Source organism: Bacillus sp. SA1-12, from assembly GCF_000981385.1.
Classification (GTDB): domain Bacteria; phylum Bacillota; class Bacilli; order Bacillales; family Bacillaceae; genus Metabacillus.
This window is the reverse complement of the sequence record NZ_LATZ01000120.1, coordinates 328607-348907: the sequence shown is the minus strand read 5'-3', so window position 1 is coordinate 348907 and position 20301 is coordinate 328607. Positions and strand designations below refer to the sequence as shown.

At 39.4% G+C, this 20301-nt stretch carries 17 protein-coding genes; all 17 read left to right on the top strand.

Going from position 1 to position 20301, the window contains the following annotated elements; genetic code table 11:
* The first annotated feature begins 325 nt into the window (after positions 1-325).
* The 17 genes from WQ54_RS23565 to WQ54_RS23485 all read left to right on the top strand — a co-directional run bounded on the left by WQ54_RS23565 (position 326) and on the right by WQ54_RS23485 (position 20301).
* Entirely contained in the window at positions 326-1315 is a 990-nt protein-coding gene (locus tag WQ54_RS23565; protein WP_046587893.1) for a LacI family DNA-binding transcriptional regulator, read from the top strand.
* Between the two features lie 72 nt (positions 1316-1387).
* A complete protein-coding gene (locus WQ54_RS23560) occupies positions 1388-1729 on the top strand; it encodes a hypothetical protein (protein ID WP_046587891.1) in 342 nt (113 codons plus the stop codon).
* A gap of 21 nt (positions 1730-1750) precedes the next feature.
* On the top strand, positions 1751-2185 hold the full coding sequence (locus WQ54_RS23555) for a sugar phosphate isomerase/epimerase (RefSeq protein WP_046587889.1): 435 nt from the start codon (positions 1751-1753) through the stop codon (positions 2183-2185).
* 244 nt (positions 2186-2429) lie between these two features.
* On the top strand, positions 2430-4559 hold the full coding sequence (locus WQ54_RS23550) for a Sip1-related alpha-galactosidase (RefSeq protein ID WP_046587887.1): 2130 nt from the start codon (positions 2430-2432) through the stop codon (positions 4557-4559).
* 434 nt (positions 4560-4993) lie between these two features.
* Entirely contained in the window at positions 4994-6334 is a 1341-nt protein-coding gene (locus WQ54_RS23545) for an ABC transporter substrate-binding protein (protein WP_046587886.1), read from the top strand.
* 71 nt (positions 6335-6405) lie between these two features.
* Positions 6406-7359 (top strand): carbohydrate ABC transporter permease, encoded by a 954-nt coding sequence (locus WQ54_RS23540; protein ID WP_046587884.1) that lies wholly within the window; start codon positions 6406-6408, stop codon positions 7357-7359.
* Entirely contained in the window at positions 7356-8228 is an 873-nt protein-coding gene (locus tag WQ54_RS23535) for a carbohydrate ABC transporter permease (protein ID WP_046587882.1), read from the top strand. Before WQ54_RS23540 ends, WQ54_RS23535 begins: the two co-directional genes overlap by 4 nt.
* A gap of 59 nt (positions 8229-8287) precedes the next feature.
* On the top strand, positions 8288-8953 hold the full coding sequence (locus WQ54_RS23530) for an aspartate/glutamate racemase family protein (protein ID WP_046587880.1): 666 nt from the start codon (positions 8288-8290) through the stop codon (positions 8951-8953).
* A gap of 5 nt (positions 8954-8958) precedes the next feature.
* Entirely contained in the window at positions 8959-10470 is a 1512-nt protein-coding gene (locus WQ54_RS23525) for an L-fuculokinase (RefSeq protein WP_046588062.1), read from the top strand.
* Positions 10471-10492: 22 nt separating this feature from the next.
* Positions 10493-11416 carry a class II fructose-bisphosphate aldolase gene (locus tag WQ54_RS23520; protein WP_084822294.1) on the top strand — a complete coding sequence of 308 codons (924 nt, stop codon included), beginning with the start codon at positions 10493-10495 and terminating at the stop codon, positions 11414-11416.
* 48 nt (positions 11417-11464) lie between these two features.
* Entirely contained in the window at positions 11465-13330 is a 1866-nt protein-coding gene (locus WQ54_RS23515) for an MBL fold metallo-hydrolase (protein ID WP_052737933.1), read from the top strand.
* Positions 13323-15788 (top strand): alpha-mannosidase, encoded by a 2466-nt coding sequence (locus WQ54_RS23510; RefSeq protein ID WP_046587878.1) that lies wholly within the window; start codon positions 13323-13325, stop codon positions 15786-15788. The genes WQ54_RS23515 and WQ54_RS23510 overlap by 8 nt, the downstream gene beginning before the upstream one ends.
* 151 nt (positions 15789-15939) lie before the next feature.
* The gene (locus WQ54_RS23505) at positions 15940-16602 is read left to right on the top strand and encodes a class II aldolase/adducin family protein (protein WP_231597624.1); all 663 of its coding nucleotides are present in this window, start codon (positions 15940-15942) and stop codon (positions 16600-16602) included.
* Positions 16599-17906 (top strand): four-carbon acid sugar kinase family protein, encoded by a 1308-nt coding sequence (locus tag WQ54_RS23500; RefSeq protein ID WP_046587877.1) that lies wholly within the window; start codon positions 16599-16601, stop codon positions 17904-17906. Before WQ54_RS23505 ends, WQ54_RS23500 begins: the two co-directional genes overlap by 4 nt.
* On the top strand, positions 17903-18679 hold the full coding sequence (locus WQ54_RS23495; protein WP_046587875.1) for a DeoR/GlpR family DNA-binding transcription regulator: 777 nt from the start codon (positions 17903-17905) through the stop codon (positions 18677-18679). Before WQ54_RS23500 ends, WQ54_RS23495 begins: the two co-directional genes overlap by 4 nt.
* Positions 18680-18692: 13 nt before the next feature.
* Positions 18693-19355 carry an SIS domain-containing protein gene (locus WQ54_RS23490; protein WP_231597623.1) on the top strand — a complete coding sequence of 221 codons (663 nt, stop codon included), beginning with the start codon at positions 18693-18695 and terminating at the stop codon, positions 19353-19355.
* The gene (locus WQ54_RS23485) at positions 19327-20301 is read left to right on the top strand and encodes an ROK family protein (protein WP_046588056.1); all 975 of its coding nucleotides are present in this window, start codon (positions 19327-19329) and stop codon (positions 20299-20301) included. Before WQ54_RS23490 ends, WQ54_RS23485 begins: the two co-directional genes overlap by 29 nt.

The window sequence follows — 20301 nt, the reverse complement described above, 5'->3', positions numbered from 1 at the left end:
CTCATTACTCCTTTCTTGAAAAGGCATTCTGCCTTCTAAAACTTCCATGAAATAATATGAATTCCTGCAAGAATATTTTTATGAAAAAATCTGATTTGAATTTAATAGAATGAGATTAGTATAGAAGGAATGAAATTTCTTTAAATGATTAGAAGAACATTATTAAAAACATATCCATCTTGACAGCTTGCCGTAATTAGACTAATCTAAAATCATACTATTTTAGGAACGTTCCCAGCAGGTTAAATAGGTTGGTGAAATACACAATGTTTTACAATAAAAACTAACAGGAACGTTCCCGAATCGATATTAGGAGGGAGCTGGATTGAATCCAACAATCCATGATGTAGCTAGGCTTGCCAACACATCAAAAAGCACTGTTTCGAGATTTTTAAATGGTCAACCGGTCAAAAAAGAAACAGAACAAGCACTAAAAAATGCAATAAAAGAATTAAATTATCATCGTAATGTCAATGCAAGGCGTTTAGTTATGCACAAGACACAAACAATAGGAATTGTTGTTGATGACATTTCAAATTACTTTTATACCCCGGTTTTCAAGGGGATTGAGCGAATCGCAAAAGAAAAGGGACATCATTGTATATTTTATAGTTTAACCTCAAATATATCCGAAGAAGTCTCTTCATTAGATTTTTTATACGAGGGACAAGTTGATGGTCTTATTTTTGTCAGCTTCCTAAAAAGAAAAGAGGAAGACTTAAAAAAGATGGCAGAATCAGGTTATCCAATTGTGTTAGTTGGTCATGCCGGATCATTAGAAGAAATTGATTCAGTCGATGTAGATAATGTATATGGCATTTCTGAAATGGTCAAATACCTTTATCGTTTAGGTCATCGGCAAATCGCGTACATTTCAGGTCCTGATCATCTATCAGCAACGAAAGACCGGCTCGAGGGATATGAACAAACGATGGCAGAGTTTAATCTAGACATTATGGTAACCCATTCTGATTGGTCCAATGAAAGCGGCTATTTAGCGATGAATCAATTGTTTGAAATGGGAGACTTTACAGCCATCATCTCATCAAATGACGAGACTGCAATTGGTGCTCTCAAAGCAATTCAAGAACGCGGATATCAAGTTCCAATTGATTTTTCGTTAACAGGCTTCGACGATATCGCTATTTCAAGCTGGACATACCCAGCTCTTACAACTATAAGGCAGCCTTTTGAGGCCATGGGAATTAAAGCAGCAGAGATATTATTTAACAAAATCGAAAAGAAACAATTTTCCAGCGAACGACATTTATTAAAGCCAAAGTTAGTCTTACGGGATTCATGTAGAAAAATTTGAAAAGACTTCATCAAATGAAATAATCACAAGTTTAGTTGATTCATAAATCCCTTTTGAAAATAGGTGAAAAAGATGCTGATTGGTTTTCAAACTGCAAATTATTTTGCAAGAGCTGCCAATTACCAAACAAGTATTGATAATTGGAGTGATGCTGAACGAAAGGTTATTGAAAATTATAGCCTAGCAGAATTTAATCGTATTTGCAGCGACATAAAGGGTGCCGGATTTACCCATATTGAACTTTGGATGGGACATGCATTCCCTAAATTTATGACCCCATATTTTGCAGATGAATTAAAGATGATTTGGCAAAATCATGGGTTGGATGTCTATTCCTATTCCTGTTCTCTTGGGGATCCTGTCAGACACCCAACATGGACAGGGCTATGTTTTGAAACCGCAAAAATGCTGTGAATTCCCTTACTAACAAGTGGGATGACAAAAGAAGCAGCACCTATTGTCTATCGATTATGCAAGGAATATGGATTAAAGACAGCTGTTGAAAACCATCCAGAAAAACATCCTGATGAAATAAAAGCGATTATCGGGGACTATGGAGATGTACTTGGAGCTGCAGTTGATACAGGCTGGTTTGCCACCCAAGGCTATTCCGCCCCTGATGCTCTGCGGCAGCTAAAAGACTCTCTTTTAAATATCCATTTAAAGGATGTTAAAGCATCAGGAAGTCATTTTCCTGTCCCATTTGGAACAGGGATTGCCAATATTGAAGAATGTGTGCTGACATTAAAAGAAATAGGCTATGACACTATCCTTTCGATCGAACAAGAATCAGCTGCGTTTGATCCAACAAACGATTGCAAAACTGCGCTCCAGTGGATTAGCAACTGCTATGCAATTGATAGACATTAAAATGTTTAGATCTTATTTAGAGGATATTGTTAATGTTGCTGCAGTATGAATTAGTTGGCACCGGCTGGCAAAGTCGAGAGCTCCTAAGTACTTTGAAGAAGCTAAACAATAATCGCTTGGAATTGAAAGCGTTCGCAAACACAACGGTAAACAATATCCCTCACCCTTCAATTATAGCTTGAACTTTTGCTTTTGCGCTAACTGGGACAGAAACATTTGAAACATATAAAAAGGAGGTCCATTGATGGAGCTTGCAAACAATACGAATTTCATAAACTTGCATCTGGAAGACAAAAAAGTCTTGGAGAATATTCAGCTATCGGTAACGTTAGATACCAATACTAGCATTCAAATAAAACTCATTGATTCAATGACAAGGTCATCATCAAAAGAAGGGGAGGAGTATACAGAAACGGTCTATACCTTTACAGATCAAGAACAGCTTGTTTTATTAAAATTACGCTTACATAACTATCAAAATCTTCTTTTAGCTTTCATTGAGGCTGAAATTAAAAACGAACGGATGCAAAGCAGGCACATTTGTTTTGCCCCTGAAGGTGCTATTACCCTCCATGTGGGAAGTATAGGTCAAGTCTCAGGGCTAATGGCTAACTATCAGCATAAAGATTGGTGGACACGACCGCATTTTTCTCTAGATCTTACGTCCCTGCCTAATCGAACACAATCATTGTTATGGAAAGATAAAAATCGTTATTATTATCTTTTACCGGTCGTTGATAAGATTTATCGCACAGATCTTTCAGGCGGTAAACAAGGGATGGATATAAAGCTTTCTGCCTATACAGGAGGGTTTGATCGTTGTCAAACATTAGCCTTTGCAATAGGTGTTGGGGAACAGCCATTTGAACTTTCAACTGCAACAATCGAAAGAACATTAGAAGCCTTGGAATTTCCAACATTACCGCGTAAGAAAAAGCGGTATCCACATGTATTGGACTATTTAGGCTGGTGCAGCTGGGATGCTTTTTATCATGAAGTAAACGAAGATGGAATCATTGAAAAAATGGATGAATTAATAGAAAAGAAGCTGCCGGTTAAATGGGTGATGATTGATGACGGCTGGTTGGATGTTGAAGATAATCGACTGGTTTCTTTTAAAGCAAATCGTGAAAAATTTCCAAATGGACTTTCCTCAATCTCGAGAAAATTAAAGGAAAAATACGATGTTCCGTGGGTTGGAGTATGGCATACGATTGCCGGCTATTGGGGAGGAGTCCACTCAAAGCTTGCTGAAAGCTTAAAAGATTGTGTCTATCAAACAAACAGCCAAAAATTTATCCCGCATCCAGAGCTTGATAAAGGATTTAAATTTTGGAATGAATTTCATTCAAGTTTAAAAAAGCAAGGAATTGATTTTGTAAAGGTAGATAGTCAAAGTGCGGTTACGAACTTTATGATGTACCAAAAATCAGCGGGAGAAGCAGCTCGCGGCATCCACGCTGGCTTAGAAGCTTCTGCAGGACTGCATTTCGATCATTGCATGATTAATTGCATGGGGATGGCGTCTGAAAATATCTTTTACCGGCCAATCTCAGCTATTTCCCGCAATAGTGATGATTTTGTACCAGGAGAGGAAATTAGCTTTAAAGAGCATGCTTTGCAAAATGCATATAACTCCTATTACCATGGAGAGTTTTATTGGGGCGATTGGGATATGTTCTGGACAACCCATGAAGAAATTGTGCAAAATGCCATCTTACGAGCGGTAAGTGGAGGTCCTGTTTACTTTAGTGACCAAGTAGGGTTAACCGATCCTGAAAAAATTTTGCCGCTTATTCTTAATGATGGGAAAATTTTGCGTGCTGAACAGCCTGGATTACCAACCGAAGACTGCTTATTTACAAATCCGAATCTTGAACAAGTCCCGTTAAAAGTATGGAATACGGTTCAGAACACTGGTGTTATCGCTGTGTTTAACATTGACTTAAATGGAGAGCAGGTACATGGTGCTTTGCGTCCAGCTGACATCCCTAATCTAACTGGAGAGCGCTTTGCAGTAGTAGATAATCTGAAACAAACCGTCAAGATTTTATCAAAAGATGAAGCACTGCCGTTATCTTTAGAGAAAGATTCAGCTGAACTATACCTTATTTTGCCGTTCGAAGGATTTACTCCTATCGGACTTTTAAACAAATATTTATCACCAGCAACTGTATTAAACTTCTTCGCAGGAGAAAAGTCGGTAATCATCGATGTGGCTGAGGGAGGAACTTTTGGATTTTTATCTGAGAAAAAGCCGATTGCCGCATTTGTAAACAAAAAAGAAACACTTATTCAAGATGTAGATGGGATTTTTTATAAGATTGATTGCCACGGAGAGGATAAAGAAGTCCAAATTGAAATCTTTTATTAAATATCATATTAAAGAGAGACAAGGAAAGGTAAAAAGTCATTGTTAAGGATTGTGTGGAGTTTTGTTGATTTCAGAATGCTAGTAGTGGGATCTTCTTGTCTTGATTGAATAATTAGTCGTAAACCTAGCTGTTTTTTCTTTAAACTACTAAATAGGTATTACGTAACACAAAAATTTATCGCATTTTTTCAGGTAAAAAAATTCAAAATATTGTTGACATTGAAAGCGTATACACAGATAATAAAGGCAAGTCAACAAAACCTCACGAATTCAGTAAACACTCAACAACAAACCAACTGCACCTAGCTGAAGAATATGCTGCATAATCTCACAAGAATTCAACCTAACAATGTCAATACTATTCTACTAAGCTCATTACCGAGATTGTGAGTTTTTGAATGATGTAAATTCCGAATTAAAAAGGGGGAAAAAGGATGAACAGTTACAAAAGATCTGTAACATTGCTTTTGATTTTTGCGATTTTTTTGGGAACGTTCCTATCAGGATGTTCTGGTAACAAAGAGGCTTCAAAAGAAGAAACAAATGAAACGAGCAGCGAAGGGAAAATTGAGTTGGATTTCTGGACCTTCTGGGGCTCTGAAACTCGCAGACCAATTATTGAAAAAATAATTGAAGACTTTAATAATTCACAGGATAAGATTCACGTCAAACATACATATCTGCCTTGGGGAGATATTTGGACGAAGGAATTGGCTGCAGTAGCAGCAGGCAATCCTCCAGATGTCATCATCAATGATATTAACACAGTAAGACAACGTGCAGAAAAGAAGCAAAATGAGAGCTTAGGTACATTCTTTGAACAAGATACCAGCATAAAAGATCAATTCTATCCTGAGCTTTGGAATGCTGTCACACATGAAGGCGTCCCATATGCCTTACCTTTTAATACAGACACTCGATTATTATTCTGGAACAAGGAATTGTTTAAAGAAGCAGGCTTAGATCCAGAGCAACCACCTAAAACGTGGAAGGAAGTAAAAGAGTTTGCGAAAAAAATCGACCAAAAAGCCGGAAAACGTTTTACGCGAATCGGGTTTTTACCGAGACATAAAATTGGGCCGGATATTTGGATGCTCAACGCAACAGGAAATGGCTACTGGGACTATGAAGCCGGTAAGCCGGTCGTAAATGATGAAAAAGCGGTTGATGCTCTGCAGTGGGTGTATGATTTAGAACAAATGTATGGTGAAGAAGTCATTAACGGATTTAAAGCAGAATTTGGCGAAAACCAAGCGGATCCATTTATTTCCGGTAAAATCGGAATGGTTGTAACAACGCCAACTGATGCTTATACAAAAATTCGCGACTTTGGAAATGGTATGAAATTCGGTGTTGCGCCAATGCCTGAAATGGAACCAGGAAATGGCCAAAAAGTATGGGGAGGAGGCTTCGTTGCTGAAGTACCGTATGGAGCAAAAAATCCTGAAGCCTCATGGGAGTTTATTAAATATTTAACAGGACCTAAAGCACAAGAATATTGGGCTGTTAAGAACTTTGATAATGTTGCTAACATTGAAGCATCAGAAAATGCAGCAAAAAGCTCTGAGCTTAAGGAAGACGGTAAGATGGTTTACCAAACTGCCATTGACAATATGGAACATACGATTTTAACACCTACACCTCTGGAGGCCCCGGATTACCTGAACAGCATTAACCCGGAGCTGGATAAAGCATTACTAGGTGAAAAAACACCAAAAGATGCTTTGAAGGATGCCCAAAAAGCAGTTGAGCAGTTGGTTGAAAGCACAAAATAATCGAAGTTCATGGGAGTGAGATGTTTCGCTCCCTGATTACTTCATCTTTGGAAAAGGGGGAACCTTAAAACATGCAAACCCAGGCTTCGACTGAAAGAAGAGTGAAAATCAAAAAAAGAAAAGTAATGACCATGAAAAAAAAGGAAAGTTTACAAGGATATATCTTTGTTGCTCCTTGGGTGTTAGGCTTTCTAATATTAACAGCTGGTCCAATGTTGTTTTCTTTATATGCAAGCTTTACAAACTATGATGTCACTTCAAGAATGGATTTTATCGGTGTAAGTAATTATATCAGAATGTTTACCAATGACGATCTGTTTTGGATCTCTTTAGGAAATACCCTCTATTATGTTGTGATATCTGTTCCCATCACAACAGCTGGTGCCGTCCTTTTAGCGGTCTTACTAAATCAAGGTGTGCCTGGCATGAGATTTTATCGAACCATTTTCTATTTGCCTGCTGTTTTATCAGGTGTTGGTGTTTATTTGCTTTGGATGCAATTATTAAGTCCGAACACCGGTCTAATTAATACCTTCCTATCTTGGGTTGGCATTACCGGGCCAGCATGGTTATTTGACCCTAATTGGACTAAGCCTTCTTTGATTTTTATGAAGCTTTGGAGTCTTGGCGGAGGAATGCTTTTATATCTCGCAAGCTTGCAAGGTGTATCAAAATCCCTTTATGAGGCTGCAGAAATCGATGGTGCAACTGCATTTAAACGATTCAGACATATCACCTTACCAATGATTACCCCGGTCATTTTCTTTGATGTTGTAACAAGTTTAATAGGGGGCTTTCAAGTTTTCCAAGAAGCCTATGTTATGAGTGAAAGTGGAAATGGCGGTCCTGCTAATTCAATGGTTTTCTTTAATTTACATATGTGGAATAAAGCCTTTGAAGTTTTTGATATGGGTTATGCTATGGCGATGTCATGGATTTTGTTTATCATCATTTTAATCTTAACCGTAATCAATTTAAAACTTGCTCCAAAATGGGTGCACTATGAAGGAGAAGACCATAAATGAGTGCCTCTGTACAAGAAAAAGCGTATTTTCAAAGTGTGAAGGTAAAGAAACGAATATCCCAAACCATCGTCACCATTATTCTCCTGACGGGCAGCTTGCTGATTTTGACACCTGTCTGGTGGATGTTTGCCACTTCGATTAAACACATGGGAGAAATTATGCAATATCCTCCAACATTTATTCCAAAAGAATGGCATTGGGAAAATTATCTTGAAACGTGGAAAGCTGCCCCATTTACACGGTATTTGTTTAACACGCTGTTCATTACTGTTTTTGTTGTCTTAGGCAATGTAGTAGCAAACTCTTTTATTGCATACGGCTTTGCTAAAATCCGGTTTAAAGGCCGAAATTTCTTATTTGCCGTCGTATTAGCCACAATGATGATTCCGGGATTTGTCACCATGATCCCGCATTATGTTATATTTTCGAAATTAGGTTGGTTAAATACGTATTTACCGCTGATTATTCCGTCGTTTTTCGGAAGCGCGTTCAATATCTTCCTGATCCGGCAATTTTATTTAACCATCCCAAATGAGTTAATTGAAGCAGCAAAAATTGACGGGGCCAACCACTTTTATATTTGGGGGAAAATTATGATCCCATTAGCAAAACCTGCGGTTGCTACAGTTGCGATTTTCTCATTTAACGGAGCCTGGAATGACTTTTTAGGACCTTTACTTTATGTAAATGATGAATCACTTTATACCTTGCAAATAGGCCTGCAAGTATTTAAAGGACAGCTGGCTACCCAATGGAATTATTTAATGGCTGGTTCACTGTTGGTTTTACTCCCAGTCATCATCTTGTTCTTTATTTTTCAAAGATACTTTATTGAAGGCATGAATTTAACTGCTGGTTCAAAGGGATAAAGCGATGGCCTCAAGTTTATCACCTCGTTAGTAAAAATAGCGGAAAGGGAGTGAAATAGGTGGGGAAAACACTAGCGATTATTCATACCACCCATGTTACAGTCGAACCTCTAAAAGACTTGGCAGCTAAGCATCTGCCAGCTCATCGCGTCATCAATTTTGTCGATGATTCAATTTTGCCGCAGTTAGGTCAAAATGGCGGAAAACTTGAAGAAGTGCAGGAAAGGCTGATTCAATACACAAAAAACGCAGAAGCATTGGGTGCTGATATCATTTTAAACGCATGTTCATCAGTTGGTGAAATTGTTCCTCTAGCAAGGGAAAAAGTCTCGATCCCGGTTATCCGAATCGATGACGCCATGGCGGAAGAAGCGATAATCCGCGGGAAACGAATAGGTGTGGCTGCAACTCTTGCAACAACTTTAAATCCAACAATAAGACTTCTAAAAGAAAAAGCGGAAAAGTTTTCAACTCAAGTTATTTTTGAGCCAGTACTTGTAGAAGAGGCATATCAGCGCCTAATCAAAGGAGACAAAGCTGGTCATGATGACCTGCTTGCCAATATGCTGTCTGACCTTGCTTATCGGTCAGATCTTGTCGTTTTAGCACAAGCATCAATGGCTAGAGTACTTGGCAAATTTCCAAAACAAATGCAAACCAAATTTTTGACTAGTCCCGAGCTAGGAATGGAGCGGGTTAAACAAGCATTAGAAGAAGGTAAGTGAAGCAAATGGCGATAATAGGGATTGATATAGGCACAACACATTGTAAGGCAGGCCTATTTCAAGAAAATGGAGAAGTTATAAAGATCGCTGTCCGACCAATGGTGACACATTATGATCAGGAAGGAAACCCATTTTTTCAGCCAGAGGATGTATGGAAAAAGATTTACGAATGTTTGGATGAAGTGATGTCAAACCGAAATGTGAAGGTTTCCGTTATTGGCATTACAAGCATGGCAGAAACAGGGCTGCTGCTTGATAGGGAAACAGGGAGGCCAAAAACAGCTTTTATTCCATGGTTCAGTCGGTGTGCTATAAAAGAAGCAATTCAAATCGAAAAGGAAGATGACCCTTATTACCGATTTCAAAAAACTGGTTTGCATACTAGCTACAAATATGGCCTAGCCAAAATTCTTTCCTTAAAAGCAAAAGATGATGGTTTGTTAAAAAAAGCTGTTTGGTTATCTGCATCAGACTATATTGCCTATAGACTAACAGGTAAACTAGCAACCGATTACACCCTTGCGGCAAGAACATTTGCTTTTCGAATCGATCAAAAAGCCTGGGATTTTGAGTGGCTTACCCATTTTGATCTGGCAGATCAGTTGTTTCCGCAAGCTTTTCCAAGCGGAACGATTATGGGGGAAACGAGTCTGACAGATCTTCAAAGGATTGGGATTGGGTTTGGAATTCCTGTTGCCATCTCCGGGCATGATCATGTATGCGCCTCTCTCGCAGTTGGAGCAATTAAACCTGGAATTGTCTTTGATTCAATAGGCACTGCTGAAACGTTAGTAGGGTCACTAGAAGAAAGAGATTTATCAAAAAATGACTATGAATCAGGGCTGTCTTTTGGATCCCACATCGTACCAAACAGCTATTTTTGGATGGGTGGAATTTCATCCTCTGGGGGTTCGATCGAATGGTTCAGAAGTCAATTATCAGATCAAACATTGTCATATGAAGAAATCATTCGTTTATCTTCTCTTGCGGATATTGAGCCTACCGGGATTCTCTACTATCCTTATTTATCTGGCAGCGGTGCGCCAAACCAAGATCCCGATGCAAAAGCTGCTTTTATTGGCGTTAATGCCTCCCATCAGCGTCAGGATTTATTGAAGGCGATGATGGAAGGGACTGGTTTTGAAATGGAATCGATCAAAAGATCGGCAGAAAAGGTCACAAAAAGTCCAATTAACCAAGTTAATGTTGTTGGCGGAGGAACAAAAAACAAAGTTTGGCTGCAAATAAAAGCAGATATTACCAACTGTAAATTAACCATTCCAAGTCATCTTTCTGAAGCAACTTTACTGGGAGCGGCAATGATGGCGGGAATTGGCAGCAAAGTCTATCAAAACGCAGACGAAGCTACTTCTTGTTTACGTAACCAGCAAACACTCATTACCCCAAACGAAAAAGCACATCGGGTTTATCACAAAATCTATGAAGATGGATATATGAAGCTTCAACATTCATTAAGAGATTACTATCACAGAATGACAGAGTTCGTTACCAAATAAAACACTAAAGGAGTTTACTCTAATGGCAAAGAATATGAAGCTTAAAAATGTTCTTACATTGAAAGAAGCATTAGTAAATGCCGAAATAAACGGATATGCAATTGGTTCCTTTTCACCAAGGTATACACCTATGATTCGTCCAATCTTACGTGCAGGACAGAAAACACAATCACCTGTCATTGTTCAAATTTCTGAAAAGGAGCTCGTACGCTATGGTATTACCCCAATGGAAATGGCAGAAGAGTTTTATCATGCGGTAGAAGAAGAGAATATCACTGTTCCAGTTGTCCTTCATCTTGATCATACAAAGCAGCTTTCCATTATTGAGGCTGCAATAGAAGCTGGTTTCACCTCGATCATGATTGACGCTTCAGAGAAAGAACTTGATGAAAATATCAAAATAAGTAAAGTAGCCGTCGATATTGCTCATACAAGAGGAGTTTCTGTTGAGGCAGAGCTTGGCAAAATAGGGACGACAGATTTTGTTGAAACAGATACAGATGAAGAGCTTTATACAGATCCACAAGAGGCATGGAGATTTGTAACCGAAACCGGTTGTGACGCACTAGCCGTTTCTGTTGGAACTGCACACGGTGTATATCATGTCCGCAAACCGAAAATAGATCTCGATCGTATAAAAGCCATACGCCATTTAACTCCAGTACACCTAGTGCTTCATGGCGGTTCCGGCGTCCCAGCGGAAATGATGAAAGAGGCAATAGCTATTCCCAATGGCGGAATCAGCAAGGTAAATATCGCTACTGATTTAGAACTATCCTTACTGCAAGCACTAGGGCGGGAGGAAAGGATGACAAATCAGGAATGTAAAGCTCTCGTTCAAGAGCAGTTAATGAAAGGAAGAAATGCAGTAGAAACAACAGTTATTGAAAAAATCGAACATTTCTTAGGCAGTACTAATAAAGCGAAAACATTTCAACTTACATAAGCCATATCAGGAATTTTATATCAGCAGAAATAAAGGTTGTGAATAATAATGATGAGACAAATCTCTCCTAATCTTTATGTCTATAAGGATACTTGTAACGTCTACGTCATAAAAACCAGAAAAAAAGCCATCCTTATCGATTTTGGCAGTGGAGATGTACTTGTTGAATTGCCATCAATCGGGATAGAAGAAGTAACAGATATTTTTATGACCCATCATCATCGCGATCAAGCACAAGGACTTGAGCTTGCAGCGAGGAAAGGAATTCGAATTCGGGTCCCTCATACAGAACAGGATTTATTTCAGCATGTCGATGAGCATTGGAAGGCGAGGACAATCGACAATAACTATAACATGAGGCAGGATCGCTTTTCCCTCTTCAAATCAGTGCCTGTTCATAAAACGTTAAAAGACTATGAAACAATTATGCTTAATGGAAATCATTTTACGATTGTGCCTACACCGGGCCACACAACTGGGTCTATCTCCATATTCGCAGAAATTGATAACACAAGAACTGCTTTTACAGGGGATTTGATTTACGCTCCTGGAAAGGTTTGGTCTTTATCAGCAACACAATGGTCCTATAACGGGGGCGAAGGAATTGCTTTAAGTATTCTTTCGCTTTTGGATCTCAAAGACAGAAAACCAGATATTTTACTCCCGTCACACGGAGAAATGATGGATCAACCAATAGAATCGATTAATCTTTTAGTAGACCGCTTTACAAATCTAATGAAACAACGCAAGCAAAATCCAAGATTGTTTCAACTAAGAGAGGAACCATATAAACGGATCACTGAGAATCTATTAATGAATCGAACAAGTATGGCAAACTCCTATGTGCTGATCTCAAAAAGCAGGAAGGCGTTATTCCTTGATTTTGGCTATGACTTTATTGGAGGAATTGCTGCAGGCTCTGACAGGACTTCACGTCGGCCATGGCTTTATACCATTTCAACCTTAAAGAAACAATATGAAATAGATAAAATTGATGTTGTCATTCCAACTCATTATCATGATGATCATGTCGCAGGACTGAACCTTCTAAGGGATGTTGAAGGAACAGAAATATGGTGCCCTGAAAACTTTGCCGATATTTTAAAACATCCTAAAACATATGATCTGCCATGTATATGGTATGACCCTATATCTATTGACCGCATTTTGCCACTGAAACAAAAAGTAAGATGGGAAGAATATGATCTCACCTTGTATCAACAAGCAGGACATACCCTATATGCAGCGGCGATCGAATTTGAAGTGGATGGAAAACGGGTTATCGCAATTGGTGATCAATATCAAGGAAATGAAGACGCTAACTATGTTTACCATAACAAATTTCGTATATGGGACTATGTTGATAGCGCTGAACTCTATAAAACGATTAAACCGGATCTCCTTCTTTCAGGACATTGGGATCCAATCTCCGTAACAGAAAATTATTTAAACCAGATTGTTGAGAAAGGCAGACTACTAGAAAAGATACATCGTGAGCTGCTTCCTTTAGAGGAAATCGATTTTGGCGCTGATGGATTTGCAGCAATTATTCAACCATACCAGCTGACTGTCAATCAAGGGGAAAGTTTTACAATAGAGGTAGAAATAAAAAATCCCTTTAACGAGGAAAAAGAAGTTAAAGCGAAAATGTTTGCACCTAAAGGCTGGATAATAGAGACAAGTGAATGTATTGCCTTTGTGCCTAGCAGGCAAGCCATCCTATATAAAACAACCATTACTGTACCAAAGGAAGCAGTTGGTTATAGAGAACGAATTGCTGTTGACGTAACTATTGGAGAACAACGTTTTGGCCAGCAGGCTGAAGCATTAATCTCGATCCAACAATCAACGATTGGTTCATCAACCATAGAACCAACTATTTTTATGACATGGGGAGGAAATAAAGATGACTGAAAAAACAACAGTGGTCCAAGAAAAGCAACGATCCAAAACAAAAGAGAAAACATTGCATATGATTGGAAATGCACATTTAGACCCTGTGTGGTTATGGCAGTGGCAAGAAGGCTTTCAGGAAACAAAAGCTACGTTTCGCTCAGCACTTGACCGCATGAAGGAATACCCTGAATTTGTGTTTACAAATAGCTCTGCAGCAAACTATGAGTGGATTGAAAACAATGAGCCGGAAATGTTTGAAGAAATCAAGCAGCGCATTAAAGAGGGGCGCTGGGAAATCGTTGGCGGCTGGTGGGTACAGCCAGATTGCAATCTGCCTAGCGGGGAATCCTTTGTTCGACAAGGGCTATATGGCCAACTTTATTTTAAGGAAAAGTTCGGGGTAACAGCGAAGGTCGGCTACAATGTAGACAGTTTTGGACATCATGGCATGCTCCCTCAAATCCTGAAAAAAAGCGAGATGGATTATTACATCTTCATGCGCCCAAATCCGCAGGAAAAAGGGCTTCCTGGAAGGCTTTTTTGGTGGGAATCGGATGATGGCTCTCAGGTGTTAGCGTTTCGTATCCCATTTGAATATTGTACGTGGGGCAAGGATTTAGATAAGCATATCCGCCGTAATGCCGGAGAATTAAAAACACCCTTTGATGAATTAATGTGTTTCTATGGCGTCGGTAACCATGGTGGAGGTCCAACTAAGGAGAATATTGAGAGCATCAAGAATTTAAACGAAGACCCGTCTTTTCCGACACTGATCTTTAGCACACCCAATACATTCTTTGAAGAAATAATGAAAAAGGATCTTCCGTTTCCAACCGTACACGATGACCTGCAACATCATGCAAGCGGCTGTTATGCTGTTCATTCAGGTATTAAAAAATGGAATAGGGAAGCAGAAAATATGTTAATCAAAGCGGAAAAATTCTCTGCAATCGCTAATTGGGCAACAAGCCAAAACTATCCGATCACGGAGTATGACCGAGCTTGGAAGAATGTGTTATTCAATCAATTTCATGATATTTTAGCAGGAACAAGCTTAGAGGAAGCCTACGAGGATGCAAGGAATATGCATGGTGAGGCGATGTCGATCGGCAGCAGAGGATTAAATTATGCCGTTCAAGCTTTATCATGGAGAATAGATATTGAAGAAATTGAGGGGATGAAGCCTATCGTCGTTTTTAATCCTCACTCTTGGAATAGTAGGGTTAACGTCGAATTAGAAGTAGGCGGATTAAAAGCAGGCGATATTTTGGTCGATGAAGAAGGTAAACAAATTCCATTGCAAACTGTTCAATCACATGCAACTGCAGGCGGACGCTATCGAATAAGTTTTATCGCTGATCTACCATCGATGGGATACCGTGTCTATAAATTGCTGCGAGCGGAAGCTTCAAAGGAGTCCCCTGGTTTACCTGCAAATGATACCGTTTTAGAAAACGATACAATCCGCGTTGAAATTGACGCAGAGACTGGCTTTGTAACAAGCTTGTTTGATAAAACAAATGAGCTCGAATTACTGGATGGTCCGGCAGCAAGACCAATTGTCATCCATGATCAAAGTGATACATGGTCACATAATGTCCTTCAGTTTAAAGAAGAAGCGGGTTCTTTTAAAGCAAAAAGCGTAAAACGTGTAGAGCATGGACCGGTAAAATCGGTTATTCGCGTTATTAGTGAATACGGTAATTCTACATTCGTACAAGACTTTACAATGTATAAGGAATTAGAACAAATTGATGTTCATTGCAGATTAAACTGGCAGGAGAAATTTAAGCTTTTAAAACTGAAGTTCCCTGTAGATCTCGTGTTTAGAAAAGCAACCTACGAAATTCCTTATGGAACGATTGTAAGGGAATGTAATGGGGAAGAAGAGCCTGGCCAGAACTGGATCGATGTATCGGGGACACATCCTCAAACAGGGGAAATGTATGGATTAAGCATTCTTAATGATGGAAAGTATAGCTTTGATATTCATAATAAAGAAATGAGCATGACGGTTCTGCGCAGCCCGATCTACGCTCACCATGACCCATTAGTTCCAGAGGAAGACGGCCATTATTCCTTTATTGATCAAGGAATTCAAACATTCACCTATTCCATGCTTCCGCATAAAGATAACTGGGAAACAGCCGGAACCGTTAAACGAGCGGCGGAACTAAATCAAAAACCGGTCACGATCATTGAAACGTATCATAAAGGTACTCTACCGCAGAAAGATTCCTTTTTAACTGTAGATACAGAAAATGTGATTGTAAGTGTTGTTAAGAAAGCAGAAGACAATGATGATCTTATCCTCCGTGCGTACGAAACATCAAACGACGCTACAACTGCCATCATCACACTGCCAAAATGGAACAGACAGATCAAAGCACACTTCAATCCATCCGAAATAAAAACATTCCGGATTCCTGCTAATGAATCTGAGGCAGTAGCAGAAACGAATTTGCTTGAGTGGTGAGAAAGGGAGGAAACTTTCCCCAAAAAACACAAAAATGGTTTAGAGATCCATATAAATTACGTGTTTTCTGTTCTGGAGGGGGACTTAAGAGGGGACTGTGCCTAGATGTCCCCCTTTCCAGAAATCCTCCCTTTTATAATTAAGAAATGAGGTGTGTCTTTTGAATCCCATAGTTCAAGAGTTAAAACAATTAGGACAGTATATGATCGATAAACAACTTGCATGGGGGAATGCTGGTAATATCAGTGCAAGGATCGGAGAAGAGGGCTGCATTATTACCGCTAGCGGTACATATCTTGGAGAATTAGCAGATAAGGATCTCATTGAGTGCCAATTTAACGCCAGCCTCACTGATTTAAAGAGAAAGCCTTCTAAGGAAATGCCAATGCACCGCGCCATTTATCAAGAAAGACCTGATATTTCAGCTGTCATTCATGCTTCACCATTTTATAGCACGATGGTTGCATGCACTCAAATGGATCTGCCATCAAATTTATTTGTTGAATCTATGTATTACCTCGAACGAGTGGAACGGATACCTTATTTTCATCCTGGTTCAAACGTGCTTGGAGAAGCAGTCAGAAAGAAAGCGGCAAAGGCTAACATCCTTTTACTGGAAAATCATGGGGTGCTCGTATATGATACAAGCATAAAAGAAGCAAGAATGGCACTTGAAACCTTGGAGATGGTATCCCGAATGGTAATCACTGCTAAGGGGAAACGCTTCGAATTCACTCCCTTATCTACTGACACAGTAGAGGACTTTCTCCACTTCTCTGGATATAAATCAAGAAGGAAGTGGCAAATGCAATGATTGGTGTTGTAGCAGATGATATTACAGGTGCAAATGATATTGGAATCATGTTTGCAAAATCAAACTATAACGTTGATGTTTATTCGTCAATCCAGTCCGAAGACATCCAACTAAAAGGTACAGATGTCATCATATTTGATACAAATTCCAGGTTTGATGAGGCAAAAACTGCCTACCAAAAGGTTTTCCAAGCAACGAAGGAATTACAAAAAAGAGGGATAACACAATTTTTTAATAAAACCTGTTCCGTGTTCAGAGGAAATATCGGGGCTGAATTTGATGCTATGCTTGACGCACTTGAAGAAGATTTTGCAATTGTTGTTCTAGGATTCCCTAAGAATGGAAGAACAACCATCCATGGGATGCATTATGTATACGGACAGCTTTTAGAAGATTCAGCGTTCCGCCATGACCCTGTTCATCCGATGTCCAGCTCTAATTTAGTCGACATTCTAAAATCGCAGACTAAAAGAAAAGTAACAAACATAAAAGAAGGAATTATTAAGCAAGGTTCAGAAATACTTAGAGAAACGATTTATTCTCTAAAAAAAGACTATCAATATGTCATTATAGATGTGACAGACCAAGCTGATTTACAAACAATCGCACATGCTGTTCATGATTTCACCATTTTAGCTGGTAGCTCAGCATTAGCAGAGGAATTGCCCACAGTTATTGGAAAAAAGCCTGTACAAGAAATTCCCAAAAGGATACCTGAATACCATCTGGAGAAAGGATTATTCTGTGCAGCAGGAAGTTTAACTCCGCAAACAATAGAGCAAATCGAATATATGAAGGAACAAGGTGCTAGCGTATTTGAACTGGAGAGCCTTTCCTTGCTGGATAAGCAACAATTCAAAAACACGAGAAAACAGCTAATAAATGAGATGGCAGCCAATATGAATCAAGGAAAAAATGTCATTTTTCATTCCACAAATCATCCTGTCATGGTGAGAGAAACGAAACAAAAAGCTTTTCAGCAAGGATTAAATAATCGAGAAATATCCCAGTTGGTATCAAGCACACTTGCCGAAATAACAGAAGCTGTTCTTCAACTAACAGGACAAAAACGTTTCGTGATCGCAGGCGGTGATACATCTGCGGCTGTCTGTCACAGACTAAAAATAAATGGGATGAGAGTGTGGAAAGAAATACAGCCCGGATTGCCATCATGCATTTCCTTAATAAATGATCCTATGTTATTTGTCTTAAAATCAGGAAGTTTTGGCAATCAAGACTTTATTAAACAAGCGTTTCATCACTTAAAAGAGCAATTACTAGAGCCAGGGGGAGTCGTCCGATGATCGTGGCGGAACGTCGTAAGATGATTAGAGAGAAATTAATTAAAAATAAAAGTGTTAAAGTTTCAGAGCTTGTTGAATTGCTGCATGTATCCGAGGAAACGATTCGGCGGGATTTAGCACTGTTAGAAAAAGAGGGAATTGCTGAGAAAAATTATGGCGGGGCAATTTTAATCGAAGAGCCGCAAAGTCAACCACTTATTCTTCCGGTAGACGAAAGAACCCATCAATTCTCTCGGGAAAAGATTGCCATTGGAAAAGCAGCTGCGCAATTAGTAAAAGAGGGACAAATTATTATTTTGGATGCAGGCTCTACTACTTGGTATGTTGCAAAAAACTTACCTGAAAGCGGAAATCTGACCGTGATCACCAATGCAATGAATGTAGCCGAGGAATGCAGCAAAGATGACTCAGCGTCAATTTATTTATTAGGCGGAAAATTAAGGAGAAATTCAATGAGCCTAGTAGGACCGCAAGCGGAGATCGAATTACAAAATTATAATGCCGATTACGTCTTCCTGGGGACGTCTGGAATCTCTTTAAGACAAGGCTTTACTAGTTCAGATCTATACGAGGCAAATATGAAAAGGGCAATGGTCCGCGCAGGACAAAAAATCGTTGTTGTTGCAGATCATAGCAAACTCAAAAAAGCAGGTTTGACCACATTTTGTCAATTCGAAGAGACTGACATCTTCATTACAAGCGAACTTGCAGACAAAGAAATGGTAAAGGAATTTGAGAAACGGGGCATACAGGTGATTATTGCTCCTGTATAAAATAGGTGGTGACATGATGAATCAGGAAATGACTCGATTAGTAAAAAAATATCCCGAGCTATCCGCCTGTTTGGCTGATATTGAAGAAGCTTTTTTTATACTTAAGGAGTGCTTTGACCATGGCGGAAAGCTTTTACTTTGCGGGAATGGCGGAAGTGCATCAGATTGCGAACATATTGTTGGTGAATTAATGAAAGGCTTCCTTTTAAAAAGGCCTATCGATAAGGATTTTCAAGAACGGCTCTTCGAGGTTGCTCCGTCTGATGCAGAATACCTTATCAATCATTTGCAAGGAGCCCTTCCAGCTATTTCCCTTATTAGCCATTCGGCACTTATGACAGCCTTTTCAAATGATGTTGATCCATCTCTCGTTTTCGCACAACAGGTTGTTGGCTATGGAAAGAAAGGCGATGTTTTATTCGGCATAAGTACTTCAGGCAATTCTAAAAATGTGCTGCAGGCCCTTAAAGTAGCCAAAGCAAAAGGCATGTGCACAATTGGTCTAACCGGGAGAAGCGGCGGGGAAATAAAAGATGTTTGCGATGTGACGATAAAGGTTCCTTGGAATGATACACCATCTATTCAAGAAAGACATCTGCCAATTTATCATTCATTATGTATTATGCTGGAGGAGGAGTTTTTTGGGAATGCGGAGAAATATATTAGTAGGACTTGATATTGGCGGTACAAAATGCGCTGTTTCGATTGGCAGAGTAATTGGTTCTCGTATTGAGATCCTTGACAAGAAACAATTCCCAACACCTGCGTCACCTGAAAAAGCCATTAAACAGCTGGAGGATACGATAGATGATATCATCCAAGTCCTGAATCTAGGTTCCATTGATGCTATCGGGATCAGCTGTGGTGGCCCGCTTGATAGTAAAAGAGGTTTGATCCTTTCCCCTCCAAATCTTCCTAATTGGGATAAGGTAGATGTCATAACCCCTTTTAAGCAAAAATACGGTGTTCCTGCGGGATTGCAAAATGATGCTAATGCTTGTGCTTTAGCAGAATGGAAATGGGGAGCAGGACAAGGGGCTTCCAACATGATTTTTTTAACCTTTGGCACAGGGATGGGTGCAGGTCTTATCATGAATGGAAGTTTATATACAGGAACCAATGATATGGCAGGGGAAGTGGGACATATCCGACTTGAAGAAGATGGTCCGCTTGGGTATGGAAAATATGGTTCCTTTGAGGGCTTTTGCAGTGGAGGGGGAATCGCCAATTTAGCAAAAGCAATGGCAGAATCTGCCATTAACGAAGGGAAGGCCCCATCATTCTGCCCTTCATTGGAGAAAAAAGAGATGATTACAGCAAAAAGTGTAGGGATTGCTGCAGAAAAAGGTGACCCGCTTGCAATTAAAGTGTATCATGAAGTTGGAAGAAAATTAGGCAGGGGATTAGCAATCTTAGTAGATCTTCTTAATCCGGAAAGAATTATAATCGGCAGTATTTATGGTCGCCAGCAGGACATATTAGAGCCGATTGTCAAAGAAGAACTCCAAAAAGAATCCTTAAACATAACAAATTCCGTTTGCGAGGTTCTGCCATCAGGGTTGGAAGAACAGGTTGGAGATTTTGCCAGTTTATCAGTTGCTTTACATACGATTGAGAAATAA